General features: G+C 67.0%; 12 protein-coding genes. 9 read left to right on the forward strand and 3 right to left on the reverse strand.

The window, feature by feature from the left end; genetic code table 11:
* From AB7U46_RS02070 to AB7U46_RS02085, 4 genes are all read left to right on the forward strand, one after another.
* Positions 1-3,131, forward strand: a 3,131-nt coding sequence (locus AB7U46_RS02070) for a beta strand repeat-containing protein (RefSeq protein ID WP_428335268.1), incomplete at its 5' end; no start/stop codon positions are given.
* 12 nt (positions 3,132-3,143) lie between these two features.
* On the forward strand, positions 3,144-4,487 hold the full coding sequence (locus AB7U46_RS02075; RefSeq protein ID WP_428335269.1) for a TolC family protein: 1,344 nt from the start codon (positions 3,144-3,146) through the stop codon (positions 4,485-4,487).
* Positions 4,488-4,569: 82 nt separating this feature from the next.
* Entirely contained in the window at positions 4,570-6,759 is a 2,190-nt protein-coding gene (locus AB7U46_RS02080) for an ATP-binding cassette domain-containing protein (RefSeq protein ID WP_428335270.1), read from the forward strand.
* A complete protein-coding gene (locus AB7U46_RS02085) occupies positions 6,756-7,928 on the forward strand; it encodes an HlyD family type I secretion periplasmic adaptor subunit (protein WP_428335271.1) in 1,173 nt (390 codons plus the stop codon). The genes AB7U46_RS02080 and AB7U46_RS02085 overlap by 4 nt, the downstream gene beginning before the upstream one ends.
* A 3-nt stretch (positions 7,929-7,931) precedes the next feature.
* On the opposite strand, the gene AB7U46_RS02090 is transcribed toward AB7U46_RS02085, so the two are convergent.
* Complete coding sequence (locus AB7U46_RS02090; RefSeq protein WP_428335272.1) at positions 7,932-9,233, reverse strand: PP2C family protein-serine/threonine phosphatase; 1,302 nt, start codon at positions 9,231-9,233, stop codon at positions 7,932-7,934.
* A gap of 137 nt (positions 9,234-9,370) precedes the next feature.
* Here AB7U46_RS02090 and AB7U46_RS02095 point away from each other — a divergent pair, with 137 nt between their 5' ends.
* Positions 9,371-9,700 carry an Hpt domain-containing protein gene (locus AB7U46_RS02095; RefSeq protein WP_428335273.1) on the forward strand — a complete coding sequence of 110 codons (330 nt, stop codon included), beginning with the start codon at positions 9,371-9,373 and terminating at the stop codon, positions 9,698-9,700.
* Positions 9,701-9,724: 24 nt separating this feature from the next.
* Here the strand turns inward: AB7U46_RS02095 and ilvA are convergent, their stop codons facing one another.
* Positions 9,725-10,972, reverse strand: a complete 1,248-nt coding sequence (ilvA, locus tag AB7U46_RS02100) for a threonine ammonia-lyase IlvA (RefSeq protein WP_428335274.1) — start codon at positions 10,970-10,972, stop codon at positions 9,725-9,727.
* Positions 10,973-11,132: 160 nt separating this feature from the next.
* Here ilvA and AB7U46_RS02105 point away from each other — a divergent pair, with 160 nt between their 5' ends.
* Both AB7U46_RS02105 and mog read left to right on the forward strand, forming a co-directional pair.
* Positions 11,133-12,362, forward strand: coding sequence for an argininosuccinate synthase (locus AB7U46_RS02105; protein WP_121530656.1), 1,230 nt, complete (start codon positions 11,133-11,135; stop codon positions 12,360-12,362).
* Complete coding sequence (gene mog / locus AB7U46_RS02110) at positions 12,359-12,895, forward strand: molybdopterin adenylyltransferase (protein WP_428335275.1); 537 nt, start codon at positions 12,359-12,361, stop codon at positions 12,893-12,895. The genes AB7U46_RS02105 and mog overlap by 4 nt, the downstream gene beginning before the upstream one ends.
* A gap of 111 nt (positions 12,896-13,006) precedes the next feature.
* On the opposite strand, the gene ubiG is transcribed toward mog, so the two are convergent.
* Complete coding sequence (ubiG, locus tag AB7U46_RS02115; RefSeq protein WP_428335276.1) at positions 13,007-13,750, reverse strand: bifunctional 2-polyprenyl-6-hydroxyphenol methylase/3-demethylubiquinol 3-O-methyltransferase UbiG; 744 nt, start codon at positions 13,748-13,750, stop codon at positions 13,007-13,009.
* A 67-nt stretch (positions 13,751-13,817) separates the two neighbouring features.
* Here ubiG and pip point away from each other — a divergent pair, with 67 nt between their 5' ends.
* Together pip and rimP are read left to right on the forward strand one after the other, a co-directional pair.
* The gene (gene pip / locus AB7U46_RS02120; protein ID WP_428335277.1) at positions 13,818-14,789 is read left to right on the forward strand and encodes a prolyl aminopeptidase; all 972 of its coding nucleotides are present in this window, start codon (positions 13,818-13,820) and stop codon (positions 14,787-14,789) included.
* Positions 14,790-14,933: 144 nt separating this feature from the next.
* Positions 14,934-15,533, forward strand: coding sequence for a ribosome maturation factor RimP (rimP, locus tag AB7U46_RS02125; RefSeq protein ID WP_428335278.1), 600 nt, complete (start codon positions 14,934-14,936; stop codon positions 15,531-15,533).

Consider the following 15,533-nt stretch of genomic DNA (forward strand, 5'->3'; position numbering starts at 1 on the left):
GCAGCGGCTCGGGCGACGGCAATGATACGACCACGGGCGGCGCTGGCGACGCTACCGTGCCCGGTGGCGATGGCGACGACACGACCACGGGCGGCGATGGCGACGATACCGTGACCGGTGGCGACGGCGACGACACGACCACGGGCGGTGGCGGCGACGATACCGTGACCGGTGGCGATGGCGACGACACGACCACGGGCGGTGGCGGCGACGACACCGTGACCGGTGGCGATGGCGACGACACGACCACGGGTGGTGGCGGTGACGACACCGTGACCGGTGGCGATGGCGACGACACGACCACAGGCGGTGGCGGCGACGACACCGTGACCGGTGGCGATGGCGACGATACGACCACGGGCGGTGGCGGCGACGACACCGTGACCGGTGGCGATGGCGACGACACGACCACGGGCGGTGGCGGTGACGACACCGTGACCGGAGGCGATGGTGACGACACGACCCCTGGCGGTGGCGGTGACGATACGACCACGGGCGGGGGCGGCGACCCGATCGTGCCGACGGTGGACGACCCCGACGCGCATTCCACGCTGACGACCAACACGACCGATCCGGCCGCCGTGGTCACCGGCACCGGCGAGGCGGGCTCGACCGTCGTCGTCATCCTCGGCGACCAGACGATCGAAACCACGGTCGGCAGCGACGGCACCTGGGGCGTCACCTTCGAGGACGGCACCTTCCCCTCGGACGGCGATCTCACCTCGACCGTCTTCGTCACGGCGCCCGACGGCACGCTTTACGAACTCGACGGCCCCGACTTCCTGATCGACATGACGCCGCCCGAGGTCGATGTCACCTCCGGCGCGATGTCGACCGGCGACGTCGAGAACCTCGCCGAATACCAGGACGGCATCACCGTCACCGGTTCGGGCGAGGTCGGCGCGGCGATCACCGTCACCGTGGCGGGCGTGACGCAGGCGACCACGGTCGCTGCGGACGGCACCTGGTCGGTCACCTTCGGCACCGATCAGCTTCCCGAAGGCGAATATCAGGAGGCGATGACGATCACCGCCACCGACATCAATGGCAACGTGACCACGATCACCGACACGCTGGTCGTCGACACCGTTCCGAACGCGATCGAATTCGACTCTGTCACGCCCGATAACGTGGTGAACAGCATCGAGATCGCCGGCGATGTCACGGTTTCGGGCACTTCGGTGGCCGGGGCGGTGCTGGCCGTCACGATGGAGGGGGTGACGCATGAGGTCACCGTCGCCGCCGATGGCACCTGGTCGGTGGTCTATTCCGCGGGCGAGCTGCCCGAGGGCACCTATGACACCACGATCACCGCGACGACCGTCGATCCCGCCGAGAACGCCTCGAGCGCGAGCTGGACGGTGCATGTCGACACCGAGACCTCGGTGGCCTTCACCACCGGTCTGGTGACGACCGATGGCGTGGTGAACGCAGCCGAGGATGCCGCGGGCTTCACCCTCACCGGCACCTCCGAACCGGGCTCGAGCGTGCTTGTGACGCTGGGCGGGGTGACGGTTGCGGCTACGGTTGCGGCGGATGGCAGCTGGAGCGCGGATTTCTCCGGCACCGGGCTGACGACCGGCTCCTATGATGCCACGGTCACGGCGACGGATGCCTATGGCAATACCGCGACCGACACGATGACGGTGACCTTCGACACCGAGACCACGGCGGCCTTCGACGCCGGCCAGACCGGTGGCGACGACGTGATCAGCGGTGCCGAGCGCGGCGCGGGTGTGGTGCTCACCGGCACCGCCGAGGCGGGCGCCACCGTGGCGGTGACGCTCGAGGGCGTGACGCATACGGTGACCGCGGCGGCCGACGGCAGCTGGCAGGCAAGCTTCGCGACGGATGAGATCCCGGCGGGCAGCTATATCACCACGGCCACGATCACCGCGACCGACCTCGCCGGCAATACCGCGAGCGCGAGCCACGAGATCACCGTCGACACCGAGGTGCAGAACCTCACCCACGGCACCGAGACCCCGAACGCGATCCTCGCCGACGGTATCGTCAACGCGGCGGAGGCGGCGGGCGGGCTCGTCGTCACCGGCACGGTCGAGATCGGCTCCACCGTCACGGTGCAGCTCGCCTCGGGCGCGGTCGTCGCCGCGACGGTGGCCGAGGACGGCACCTGGAGCGCGACGATCCCGGCCTCGCAGCTGCCCACGGTCGAGACCGACGATGTCGCGCTCACCGTCACGGCGACGGATGCCTATGGCAACACCGCCTCGCAGACGAGCACCATCGACTTCGACCCGGTGGTGACGAACTTCGTGCCGAGCGCGACGGTCTCGGGCGACGACATCGTCAACGCGCAGGAGGCGGCCGACGGCTTTGCCATCACCGGTACGGTGGAGGCGGGGTCGACCGTGGTCGTCACCCTCGCCAATGGCGCGACGGAAACCGTCACCGCGGGGGCGAACGGGCAATGGGCGGTGAGCTTCACCGATGCCGATCTGCCCGAGGGTTCCGGCTCGATGAGCTACGAGATCGCGGCGACCGATACCGCGGGCAACACCGCCTCGGCCACCGGCAGCTTCGACTATGATCTCGTTGCGCCCGAAAGCCCGGACATCATCGCCTTCACCCGCGATGCCGGTTCGCTGCTCGGGATCCGCACCGATGTCGGCGAGGCGACCTATGACATCTCGGCGATCGACGGCTCGGGCCATGTCACCGACATCGAGAACGACGCAGCGGTCAACAGCCGCGCGGGCTATGGCTCCTACGACTTCTACGAGACGGTGCCGAACGGCTCCTATCTCGTGGTCACGGACAGCGATACCGCCGGCAACGAGACCTCGACCCTGCTCGTCGTCGACAACACCTCGGCGGTGACGGTCGATCTCGATCGTTCGGGTCTGAGCGAGTTCGACTTCGGCACGATCGACCTGACCTTCGCCCCCGAGGCGCAGCTCACGATCACCGAAAGCCAGCTCGAGGCGATCACCGGGCCGGAAAACACGCTGATCATCCAGGGCGACTCCGCCGACCACGTCACCGCGATCGGCGCCGAGGACACCGGCGGCGACACGGTGATCGGCGGCCATACCTACAGCATCTACACGCTGGGGGATGACGGGGCGAGCCTGATCATCGACGACAACATTACCAACCTGACGATCTGATCGGGGGCGGTGATGACCCGGAGAAGCAGCCAAAAGCCGCTGATCCGGGCCTCTGCGGTGGCCCGGATCACGGCCGCGGGACTGATCGCGGCAGGTCTGAGCGGTTGCATGGAGGGAACCCCGTTCCCGACCAGCCGCTCGGCCTTCTCCCCCTCGACCAGCGGCATGCCGGCGCCCGGCAAGCCCGGCACCACGCAGGAAAGCTCGGCGATCATCGCCGATCTCGGCGCGCGCAGCTCGATCCTGCGCGGCTCCGATGCCTATGGGCAGGTGGCGCAGGCGGTGCTCGACGATGCCAAGGGCTCGGCCAAGGCGGAGCTGCGCGTCGCGCGGCTCACCGCCAAGGCGAAGTCGAAGAACTGGCTGCCGCAGATCGGTCCGACCGTGACGCTCAGCTCGCTCGGCGATCTCGTCACCCAGCTCGTGCTCGAGCAGGTACTTTGGGACAATGGCGCGAAACGGGCCGAACGCGATTATGCCGCGGCGGATGTCGAGGTGGCGGCGGTCTCGCTTTCGAGCGAGATGAACGACACCGTGGCCGAGGGGCTCAAGGCCTATATCACCGCGCAGAAGGCGCAGGCGCAGGCGGCGGTGGCGGAACGCTCGGCGGCGAAGATCGGCGAATTCAACCACATCATGGAGCAGCGCGTCGAAGGCGGGCTCTCGGACAAGTCCGAAGCGCGGGTGCTGGCGCAGAAGCTCGACGAGATCAGGGCGACGGCGCAATCCGACCGCGACAGTGCGGCGACGGCGCTTGCGCAGTTGCAGGCGATGACGGCGCGCCCGGTCGCCGGGCTCTCGGGGCTGGGGGAATTCCCGCTGCCCGCGGCGTTGCCCGATGCGCTTTCGATCACCGAGGCGAAGGCCGAGCAAGGCCGCACCGTGGCGCAGGCGAAGATCGAACGTGCCGGCCATCTGCCGACGCTTTCGGCCCAGGCGGCGACCGGCACTGGCGGCCCGAGCACCGGGCTCGTCGTCGGCGTCGACGAGCTGCTCGGCTTCGGCACGAAGGACACGCTGGCCGCGCTCGACGCGACGGAGGAGGCCGCCGGTGCGCGGGTCGAGAAGGCGCGGCAGGATGACGCACTCACCCTCGCCGCGCTGCAGGCGAAGCTTGCCGCGCTCGAGGCGAAGGAGGTGCGCGATGCCCAGGTCGTGGCCGAAACGGGGGCCGGGCTCGACATGTTTACCGAGCAATACCGCATGGGCCGGCGCACGCTGATGGAGCTCGTGAACATGTACGAGAGCTATGCCGACATGGCGCATGCGCAGGCCGGGCTCAAATACGACATCGCGCTGATAAAGCTGGAAATCGCGCGGCAACACGGGATATTGGTGAGCGGGGCGAGTATCTGACAAGGTGTAGGGGTTTTTGGCTGAGCGGATCATAGCGTTCGATATCAACGCGGCCCGTGTCAGCGGCGCCGCCGAGGGCGCTTTGCCGAAACACTCCCCGACACCGCAGACGCCCAACCCCCGCGCCCCCGCCCGCGCGAAGGCCCGCGCCGAATTGGCCGCCGCCTATGCCGGGCTGCTTGGCGCGCAGGTGCCTGCCGCCGATATCCTCGAACAGATGCTGCTCGCCGTGGGCGAGGCGACCGCGGCCGTCACCGGCGGTGCCAGCGGCGAGGTGCAGCCCGAACATATCGCCGCGGTGTTGCGCGTCGCCGGCATGACGGCGAGCGTCGAGGAGATCGACCGGCTCAGCCCCGGGCAATGGCCCGCGCTCGCGCAGATGACCTCCGGGCAGATGGTGCTGGTGATCGCGCAGGAGCGCGAGACGCTCTTCGTCTATGACAAGACCTGCGCCGATCAGCGCGCCGAAGTGCCGCTCGCCGATTTCGCGCCCTATTTCTCGGGCCGCATCATCCGCGCCCGCACCACGCTCAAGCAGCTCGAGGAACGCCACGCCCCGGCGCAGGCGCGCGAGCACTGGTTCTGGGGCGCCTTCCGCGCCCAGCGCCGCGCCTTCGTCGAGGTCGCGGTCGGCTCGCTTTTCGCCAATGTGCTTGCCGTCTCGGTCGCGATGTTCTCGATGCAGGTCTATGACCGCGTCATCCCGCACAAGTCGGAGGCGACGCTCTGGGTTCTGGCGCTGGGCGCGCTGCTCGCGCTTTGCCTCGAGATGGCGCTGAAGCTCGCGCGTTCGGGCCTGATGGACATGGCCGGGCGCAAGATCGAGCTTACCGTGCAGAAACTGCTGATGGACCGGTTGCTCGGCATGAAGGCCGCGCCCGGCAAGCGCTCCCCCTCGCAGCTCTTCTCGGCGATGCGCGAGTTTTCCTCGGTGCGCGAATTCTTCACCGCCTCGACGATCGGTACGCTTGCTGACATCCCCTTCATCTTCGTCTTCCTGCTGCTCGTCGGTTCGATCGGCGGCGCGCTGGTCTGGGTGCTGCTGGTCGGGGCGCTGCTGATGGTGCTGCCCGGCTTTCTCTTTCAGAAGAAGATGGTCGCGCTGACGCATTCGACGCAGGGCGCATCCGCGCGGGCCGCGAAACTCCTGCACGAGGCGATCTACGAACACGAGACGGTCGCCACCCAGCGCGGCGCCGACCGGTTCAAGCGGATCTGGGAAGAGCTCACCACGCTTTCCGCGGTGCAGTCGAGCCGCTCACGCAAGCTCTCCTCGATGCTGACCTATTGGGCGCAGATGATCCAGCAGGCGACCTATGTCAGCGCCGTGGTGATCGGCGCCTACAAGGTCTTCGACGGCGAGTTCACCGTGGGCTCGATCATCGCGATCGGCATCCTGACCTCGCGCACGCTGGCCCCGCTGACGCAGCTTGCCGGCACGCTCGCGCGCTGGGCCAACGTCAAGGCCGCGCTCGAGGGGCTCGATGCGATCGTCGAGGCCGATCAGGTGCAGGCCGAGAGCCGCGCCTATCTGCGCGCCGAGGCGATCGCGGGCGAATTCGAGCTGCGCCAGCTCGAATTCAAATACGATGCCGAGGGGGCGACCACCGTCGACATCCCGGCGCTGCGCATCCCCGCGGGGCAGCGCGTCGCCGTGCTCGGTGCGAACGGCTCGGGCAAATCGACCCTGCTCAAGCTGCTTGCCGGCATCTACGAACCCTCGGGCGGGCGCATCCTGCTCGACGGCGTCGACATCGGTCAGCTGCATCCGCGCGACCTGCGCCGCGCCGTGGGCTACCTGAGCCAGGATGTGCGGCTCTTCTCCGGCACGCTGCGCGACAACCTCAACCTCACCCAGCTCGAACGCGACGAGGAGCGGCTTTACCAGGCGCTCGACTTCGCCGGGCTCGGCCCCTTCCTGCGCGCCCATCCCCGCGGGCTCGACCTCGAGATCCGCGACGGCGGCGAGGGGCTTTCCGTCGGGCAGCGCCAGTCGATCGGCTGGGCGCGGCTCTGGCTGCAGGATCCCTCCGTCGTGATCCTCGACGAGCCGACCGCCGCGCTCGACACCACGCTGGAGACCACCCTCGTCAGCCGGCTCGACGGCTGGCTTGCCGGGCGCACCGCGATCGTGGCGACGCATCGCGTGCCGATCCTCGCGCTCACCGCGCGCACGCTGATCCTGCAAAACGGCAAGATGGCGGTCGACGGGCCGCGCGACGCGGTGCTCGCGCATCTGACCAAGGCCAAGGCGGCGGGGGCGGGCAAATGACGACGGTCGACCCCTCCGCGGTGCACAGCGCGACGAAACGGCTCAGCGTCACCGTCTGGCTCGTCGCGGTGACGGTGGCGATCTTTCTGGTCTGGGCGGGCTTTGCCTCGGTCGACCAGATCGTGCGCGGCCCCGGCGAGATCGTCTCCTCCTCGAAGCCGCAGATCATCCAGAACCTCGAGGGCGGGATCCTTGCCGAACTCAACGTGAGCGAGGGCGACGAGGTCGCGCCGGGGCAGGTGCTCGGCCGGCTCTACGGCACCAGCTACAAGGCGCAGGTCGACGACCTGCGCGCGCAGATCGCCTCGCTCGAGATTCGGCAGCTGCGACTCGAAGCGGAGATGAACGGGCTCGACGCTTTCGAGGTGACGGACGAACAGGCGCAGCTCGTGCCCGACATCGTGCAGTCGGAAAGCGAGCTCCTGAAGGCGCGGATGTCGGATTTCCGCTCGCGCCGGGACGGGGCTGCGGCGGTGCTGAAACAGGCCAAGGTCGAGCGCGACCTGATGGAGAACATGTTCAAGAAGGAGATCGCGCCGCTGATCGACGTGACCAAGGCGCGCAAGGGCTATTCCGACGCGGAGGCGCAGTTCAACGAGATCTCGACGAAGACCGAGCTGGAGCGCGCCGCGGATTATTCCGAGACGCTGGAAAAGCTCGGCTCGCTGCGGCAACAGCTGAAGCTCTCGCAGGATCAGCTCGCGCGCACCACATTGACCGCGCCGATGCGCGGCGTGGTGAACAAGCTTTCCGTCACCACGATAGGGGGCGTCGTGCGCCCGGGTGAGGAGATCCTGCAGATCATCCCGCTCGACGAGGAGATGTTCATCGAGGCGCGGATCGCGCCGAAGGACATCGCCAATGTGAAGCTCGGGCAGGATGCGACGATCAAGCTCTCGGCCTATGACTACACGATCTATGGCAGCCTGCAGGGGGCCGTGCATTTCGTCTCCGCCGATACGTTCAAGGATGAGCGCGACCCGCAGGCGCAGCCCTATTACAAGGTCACGCTGCGCGTCGATCTAACCCATCTGACCGAGCGCCAGCGCAGCCTGGAGATCCGCCCGGGCATGCAGGCGACGGTCGAGTTGCACACCGGCGAAAAGACGATCCTGCAATATCTGCTCAAGCCGCTCTACAAGTCGCGCGAGGCGCTGCACGAGCCCTGAGTCTCAGCCGACATTCTCCTTCGCGCCGTCGAATTCGAAGAGAACGGCGGAGATGTCGTCGTTCAACTCGTCATCGGTGAATTTCTGCAAACGCCAGTAAAGCGCGTCGAGAAAGGCCCCGGCGCGCAGCCCGGCATTGTCGGCAAGCAGGCGCGCCAGCCCCTCCTCGGCGCAAAGCCGGCCGTCGGGGGCGCTTGCCTCGGTGATGCCGTCGGAACCGAGGAAAAGCCGATCCCCGGGGGTCAGCCGCGTGCGCACCGTCTCGTATTCCGCCTCCGGCAGCAGGCCGACGGGCATGCCGCCGGTGCCGAGGAATTCGACGCTGCCATTCGCACGCAGGACCGCCGGATAGGGGTGCCCCGCCTGCACCAGCGCAACCTCGCCCGAGATCAGGTCGACATCGGCATAGATCAGGGTGAAATAGCTTTCCGTCGCCATCTCCTCGAGCACGAGCGTATTGAGATAGGCGGCGAGATCGGCCGGTTCGCGCGCGTCGTAAAAGCCGTATTCCGTCTGGATCAGCGCGATGTTCTGGTCGGGCGACGACCCGGAGAGATAGCCCGCGAGCCGTGCCGTCATCAGCGCCGAGGTGATGCCGTGGCCGGAGACGTCGATGCCATAGAGGCCGACGCGCCGCGCATTGATCGGAAAGAACCCGACGAGATCGCCCCCGACATGGCCCGAGGGTCGCAGCATCAATGAGACCTGGGCATTGCCGAAGGAGCGGAAGCGCTCCTTCACCAGGCTCTGCTGCAGCTTGCAGGCTTCGGTCAGATCGCGGTCGATCGAGTCGTAAAGCCCCTGCAATTCGCGCAGCGTCGAGGAGAGCAGGCGATTCTTCTCCTTCAGCTCGCGCTCCATGCGCAGGATGCGCTCCCCCGCGGAGAGCCGCGCGCGCAGCTCATCGCCATTGACCGGCTTGCCGAGGAAATCGTCGGCGCCGCTTTCCAGCCCCTCCGCCACCTCGTTCTTTTCCGTCTTCGAGGTCAGCAGCACGAAATAGCCATAGCCGGAACGATCCATCCGCCTGAATTCACGGCAGAATTCGATCCCGGACATGCCCGGCATCACCCAGTCGGACAGCACGATGTCCGGTTCGATCTTGCGGCAGAGCTCCAGCGCCTCATCCGCACTGCCCGCTTCGATCACCTCATAGCCCGAGCGCGAGAGCTGCGCGGAGAGGATGCGACGCTGCATGCGGCTGTCGTCGACGACAAGCACCCGGCGCGAGGCGCTGCGTGCCGGGGGAGCTCCCGCATTCCGCTGGTCTGGCCTGGTCTGGGACAAAATGCACTCGTCGATCATGAAGTTTCGCAGCAGCATGACCGCCCAGGCTTAACATCCGGTGAAGCATTTCAACCTTTCGCGATTAAGCCTTCGGCAAGCATTGCACGCTAGGCTCGGGGCTGGTGAAGGAGTGCCACTATCCCGTGGAGGGTGAGATGATTGATTGGACCCGGGTTGCCGAGCTGCGATCCGAAATTGGCGCCGAAGGCTTTGCCGAGGTGCTCGAACTGTTCCTCGACGAGGTCGAGGGCGTGGTGATGACGCTCGGGCAGCGCCCCGAGAAACTCGGTGACGAGCTGCATTTCCTGAAGGGATCGGCGCTCAACCTCGGGTTCCGGGATTTCGGTGCGATGTGTCAGGATGGGGAGCGCCGCTGCAATGCGGGCGGCGCGGCCAGCGTCGACATTTCCGCGATCCTCGCCTGCTACAGCGATTCGAAAGCGGTCTTCATGGGGCGCGTCGACGAATTTCTGGCTGCGGCCTGACCGCGGCGGAGCGGCCCCGCGCCGTCAGATCAGGAACTCGGCGAGGGCCGCATCTTCGGTAATGTCGCGATAGGAAAAGCCGGCTGCGTCCAGCTTTTCCATCAGCGCATCAAAGGCTGCGGCCTGTTTCGTCTCGATCCCGATCAGCACCGAACCGAAATTGCGCGCGGATTTCTTCAGATATTCGAATCGCGCGATATCGTCGTCGGGGCCGAGCATTTGCAGGAATTCGCGCAGCGCCCCGGGGCGCTGCGGCATGCGCAGGATGAAATATTTCTTCAGACCGGAATAGCGCTGCGCCCGTTCCTTGACCTCGGGCAGACGCTCGAAGTCGAAATTGCCGCCGGAGGTGACGCAGACCACGGTCTTGCCGCGGATCTGATCGGCCAGCTCGGGCAGCACGTCGAGCGCCAGCGCCCCGGCCGGTTCGAGCACGATCCCCTCGTGGTTCAGCATCTCGAGCATGGTCACGCAGATCCGGTCCTCGGGCGCGCGCAGGATCTGATCCGGGCGCACCCAGTCGAGCGCGGCAAAGGGCAGCGCCCCGATCCGCGCCACCGCGGCGCCATCGACGAAACTGTTGACCTGTTTCAGCGTCACTGGCGCACCGGCCTCGATCGCCGCGGTCAGGCTCGCCCCGCCGAGCGGCTCGACGAAGCGGAAATCGGTGGCCGGCGCCGTCGCGCGCAGATAGCCGGTCACCCCGGCGGCAAGGCCGCCACCGCCCACCGGCAGAATCACCAGATCGGGCGCGGAGCCCAGCTGATCGAGGATCTCGACACCCACCGAGGCCTGCCCCTCGATCACGTCGGCATCGTCGAAGGGGGCCAGAAAATGCGCCCCCACCTCGGCGCAATAGGCCTGCGATGCCGCCAGCGTCTGGTCGAAATAATCCCCCGTCAGCACGATCTCGACCGCATCGCCGCCGAAGACGCGGGTCTTGTCGATCTTTTGCTGCGGCGTCGTCACCGGCATGAAGATCGTCCCCTTCACCCCGAAATGCCGGCAGGCGAAGGCCATGCCCTGCGCGTGATTGCCCGCCGAGGCGCAGACGAAATGCCTTGCCTCGGGATCCTGCGCGCGCAGCTTGCGCATCGCGGTGAAGGCGCCGCGCAGCTTGTAGCTGCGCACCGGCGTCAGATCCTCGCGCTTGAGCCAGATCTCCGCGCCATAGCGTTTCGAGAGGAGCGCGTTGCGCTGCAGCGGCGTCGGCTCGAAGAGCGCGCGCAGGGCGCGGGTGGCGGCGAGGGCGGAAAGGGCGAACTGGGTCATGGCGCAGATGTCGCGCGCCGCGCGCCGCCGCGCAAGGAGATTTCGCGGCTTGCGGCCTTTGTATGGGGCACAATTCCGGCGCTGCCCCGCGCACCGCAGCCCTTGAGATACAGGGGAAAACGCACTAGACCCGCGCGAAAGTTCAAACTCGGAGGCATCCATGTCCGCTCCCAAGAAAGTCGTGCTGGCCTATTCGGGCGGTCTCGACACCTCGATCATCCTGAAATGGCTGCAGACCGAATACGGCTGCGAGGTGGTGACTTTCACCGCCGATCTCGGTCAGGGCGAGGAGCTGGAGCCGGCGCGGCAAAAGGCGCTGATGCTCGGCATCAAGGAAGAGAACATCAACATCCTCGACCTGCGCGAGGAATTCGTGCGCGACTTCGTCTTCCCGATGTTCCGGGCGAATGCGCAATACGAAGGGCTTTACCTGCTCGGCACCTCGATCGCGCGGCCGCTGATCTCGAAGCATCTGGTCGAGATCGCGCAGCGCACCGGCGCCGATGCGGTGGCGCATGGCGCGACCGGCAAGGGCAATGACCAGGTCCGCTTTGAACTCGGCGTCGCCGCGCTTGATCCCTCGATCAAGACGATCGCGCCCTGGCGGCTCTGGGATCTGACCTCGCGCACGAAGCTGCTCGAATTCGCCGAACAGAACCAGATCCCGATCGCGAAGAACAAGCGCGGCGAGGCGCCCTTCTCCGTCGACGCGAACCTGCTGCATACCTCCTCCGAGGGCACCGTGCTCGAGAACCCGGCCGAAGAGGCGCCCGATTACGTCGCGCAGCGCATCGTGCCGGTCGAACAGGCCCCGAACGAGCCCGAATTCATCGAAGTCACCTTCGAAAAGGGCGACGCCGTCGCGATCAACGGCGAGAAGATGTCGCCCGCGACGATCCTGACCAAGCTCAACGAGCTGGGCGGCAAGCATGGCATCGGGCTGCTCGATTTCGTGGAAAACCGCTTCGTCGGGATGAAGTCGCGCGGCGTCTACGAAACCCCCGGCGGCACCATCCTGTTGGAAGCCCACCGCGGCATCGAGCAGATCACGCTGGACAGCGGCGCGGGCCACCTCAAGGACTCGATCATGCCGCGCTATGCCGAGCTGATCTACAACGGCTTCTGGTTCTCGCCCGAGCGCGAGGCTCTGCAGGCGCTGATCGACAAGACGCAGGAATATGTCACCGGCACCGTGAAGCTGAAGCTTTACAAGGGCTCGGCGCGGACCGTGGCGCGCTGGTCGGACTACTCGCTCTATTCCGAAAAGCACGTGACCTTCGAGGAAGACGCGGGCGCCTACGATCAGCGCGACGCGGCGGGCTTCATCCACCTGAACGCCCTGCGCCTCAAGCTGATCGCGACTCGCAACGCGCGCGTGGCGAAGAAATGAGCCTCTCGCAGCCCCGCGCCGCCATCGTCACCGTCTCCGACCGCGCCTCGCGCGGGGAGTACGAGGACAAGGGCGGCCCGGGCTGCGAGGACTGGCTGCGCGGCGTGGTCACCACGCCGCTCGCCATCACCCGCCACATCATCCCCGACGGGCGCGAAAGCGTGGCCGACACGCTGCGCGCCCTCGTGGCCGAAGAGGCGGATCTGATCCTCGTCACCGGCGGCACCGGCCCCGCGCCGCGCGACGAAACGCCAGAAGGCGTCTCCGAAGTGATCGAAAAGGAACTCGCCGGTTTCGGCGAGGAGATGCGCCGCGCCTCGCTGCGCGAAGTGCCCACCGCGATCCTGTCGCGCCAGTCGGCGGGCATCGCCGGCAAGTCGCTGATCATCACGCTGCCGGGCAAGCCCTCGGCAATCGCCACCTGCCTGAACGCGGTCTTCGCCGCCGTGCCCTATTGCCTCGACCTGATCGGGGCGGGGTTCATCGAGACCGACACCGCGAAGATCGCCGCGTTTCGTCCGAAGGCGAAGTAAGAGGGGGGCGCTGCCCCCGCTGCTTGCGCAGCTCCCCCGGGATATTTGGTCACTTTGGAAACGCTCTTCCAAAGTGTCGAAATATCCCGGGGTCCGGGGCAGAGCCCCGGTTCAGCGTTTCACGCTTGCGGTGACGTAATTCACGCTCAGATCGCGATCCGACAGCGACCAGCGCCAGGCGATCGGGTTGAAAACCATGCCCTTGCGGTCGACCGGGTCGAGCGCGGCGGTGCGGATCAGCGCGTAAAGCTCGTCCGGCGTGACGAATTTCGACCAGTCATGGGTGCCGACCGGCAGCCAGCGCATCACCCGCTCGGCGCCGATGATCGCCATCATGTAGCTCTTCGGATTGCGGTTCATCGTCGAGCAGAACATCAGCCCGCCGGGGGCGAGCAGCTCCGCGCAGGTGTTCACGAAACCCTGCGGATCGGCGACATGCTCGATGATCTCCATCGCCAGCACCACGTCGAACCGCTCGCCCGCGGCGGCGAGATCCTCGGCCGCACAGTGGCGATAGTCGATCTCGAGGCCGGATTGCTCGGCATGCAGCCGCGCGACCGGGATATTGCCGCCCGCGGCATCCGCGCCCACCACCGTCGCGCCAAGCCGCGCCATCGGCTCGCTCAGCAGCCCGCCGCCGCAGCCGATGTCGAGCAGCCGCAGCCCCTCGAACGGGCGCGGCGCCTTCGGATCGCGGCCGAACTGTGCGGCGATCTGCGTCACGATGTAATCGAGTCGGCAGGGGTTGAGCATGTGCAGCGGCTTGAACTTGCCGTTCGGATCCCACCATTCGGCGGCCATTGCCTCGAATTTCGCCACCTCAGCGGGGTCGATCGTCTTCGTCGCGGCTTCCATGCACTCCTCCGGGCCAAGTTCCATCGCCCCCGTGGCGGGCGGCGTCAGGGCACTATATAGTCCCCTCATGGACAGAACCGCAGGGCAAAAACGCACAGCCGCGACCTTTCTCTACCCGCCGATCGAGGCCTTCGATCAGCGTCTGATGGAGGTGGGCGGCGGCCATCGCATCTATGTCGAGCAATCGGGCCATCCGAACGGGCGCCCGGTCATCGTCTGCCACGGCGGGCCGGGCGGCGGCTCGAGCCCGGCGATGCGGCGCTATTTCGATCCGGCGCATTACCGGATCATCCTGTTCGACCAGCGCGGCTGCGGATTGTCGAAGCCGCATGCCTCGGTCACCGGCAATACCAGCTGGGATCTCGTCTCCGACATGGAGAAGATCCGCACCGCCCTCGGCATCGAGAGCTGGATCGTCTTCGGCGGCAGCTGGGGCGCGACGCTCTCGCTGCTTTACGCCGAAACCCATCCCGAGCGGGTCGAGGCGCTGGTGCTGCGCGGCGTCTTTCTGGCCACGCGCTCCGAGCTCGACTGGTTCTATGCCGGCGGTGCGGGGCAGTTCTTCCCCGATCTCTGGGCGCAGTTCACCGGCGCGATCCCGGAAAGTGAACAGGGCGATCTGATCGCCGCCTATCACAAGCGGCTGTTTTCAGGCGATTACGCGCAGGAGGCGCGCTTTGCCCGGATCTGGGCGATGTGGGAAAACGCGCTGGCTTCCGTCGATTTCGACGGCTTCCCCGGCGAGGCGCCGCCCGATTACGCGCGCGCCTTCGCCCGGCTCGAGAACCACTATTTCAGCAATGCCGCCTTCCTCGAGGAGGACGGCCAGATCCTGCGCGATCGCGCGCGGATCGAGCATATCCCCGCCACGATCGTGCAGGGGCGGATGGACATGATCTGCCCGCCGGTCTCGGCCTGGCGTCTGGCGCAGGGCTGGGACCGTGCCGAGCTGCGGATGATCCCCGCCGCGGGCCATGCGCTGAGCGAGCCGGGCATCACCGCCGCCCTCGTCGCCACGATGGACCGGATGCGCGGCTGAGCCTGCCTGCAAAGAAAACTTGCAGACTCGGGGCGTTTCGCCTATATGCCCCTCAACAGCGGCGCGCCGGGGTCCAAACCTGACGCCCACCGATAAGTTTTGCGGGCCGCTACGGCCCGTTTTTTGTTTTGAGGGATCGGAACCATGAGCGACCTGATCGCCAAGACCGCGATCGACCGGCGTCTGGCGGAAATCGTCTCGCCCGTGATCGAGGGGCTCGGCTTCGAGCTGATCCGCCTGCGCATGCAGGGCGGTCGCCATCCGCTGCTGCAGATCATGGCCGACCGGCCCGAGGGCGGCATCGACGTCGACGACTGCGCCGCGATCTCGACCGCGGTTTCCGCGACGCTCGACGTCGACGACCCGATCGAGGAGCGCTACACGCTCGAGATCTCGAGCCCGGGCATCGACCGGCCGCTGACCCGGCTCAAGGATTTCGACATCTGGGAAGGCTACGAGGCCCGGATCGAGACCACCGAACAGATCGACGGGCGCAAGCGCTTCAAGGGCATGCTGCGCGGCACCGAGGGCGACGAGGTGCTGATCGAGATCGAGGAGCAGGGCGAGGAGGTCGTGATCGGCCTGCAGTTCGACTGGCTCGCCGATGCGAAACTGATCCTGACCGACGAGCTGATCGAAGAGATGCTGCGCCAGCGCAAGGCCGCCGGCGTGATCGACGAAGAGAAGTTCGACGAGATCGAAACCGAAGAAGACGACCAGAATTCCCCCGACGAGGAGACCTGA

Origin of the sequence: Paenirhodobacter sp., assembly GCF_050177655.1 — a bacterium.
Taxonomy (GTDB): Bacteria; Pseudomonadota; Alphaproteobacteria; order Rhodobacterales; family Rhodobacteraceae; genus Rhodobacter.

Bases quoted from the DNA above. Each gene is read 5' to 3' on its own strand.
- AB7U46_RS02075 (WP_428335269.1), top strand. From the start codon at position 3,144: ATGACCCGGAGAAGCAGCCAAAAGCCGCTGATCCGGGCCTCTGCGGTG.
- AB7U46_RS02085 (WP_428335271.1), top strand. From the start codon at position 6,756: ATGACGACGGTCGACCCCTCCGCGGTGCACAGCGCGACGAAACGGCTC.
- AB7U46_RS02090 (WP_428335272.1), bottom strand. From the start codon at position 9,233: ATGATCGACGAGTGCATTTTGTCCCAGACCAGGCCAGACCAGCGGAAT.
- AB7U46_RS02095 (WP_428335273.1), top strand. From the start codon at position 9,371: ATGATTGATTGGACCCGGGTTGCCGAGCTGCGATCCGAAATTGGCGCC.
- ilvA (WP_428335274.1), bottom strand. From the start codon at position 10,972: ATGACCCAGTTCGCCCTTTCCGCCCTCGCCGCCACCCGCGCCCTGCGC.
- AB7U46_RS02105 (WP_121530656.1), top strand. From the start codon at position 11,133: ATGTCCGCTCCCAAGAAAGTCGTGCTGGCCTATTCGGGCGGTCTCGAC.
- mog (WP_428335275.1), top strand. From the start codon at position 12,359: ATGAGCCTCTCGCAGCCCCGCGCCGCCATCGTCACCGTCTCCGACCGC.
- ubiG (WP_428335276.1), bottom strand. From the start codon at position 13,750: ATGGAAGCCGCGACGAAGACGATCGACCCCGCTGAGGTGGCGAAATTC.
- pip (WP_428335277.1), top strand. From the start codon at position 13,818: ATGGACAGAACCGCAGGGCAAAAACGCACAGCCGCGACCTTTCTCTAC.
- rimP (WP_428335278.1), top strand. From the start codon at position 14,934: ATGAGCGACCTGATCGCCAAGACCGCGATCGACCGGCGTCTGGCGGAA.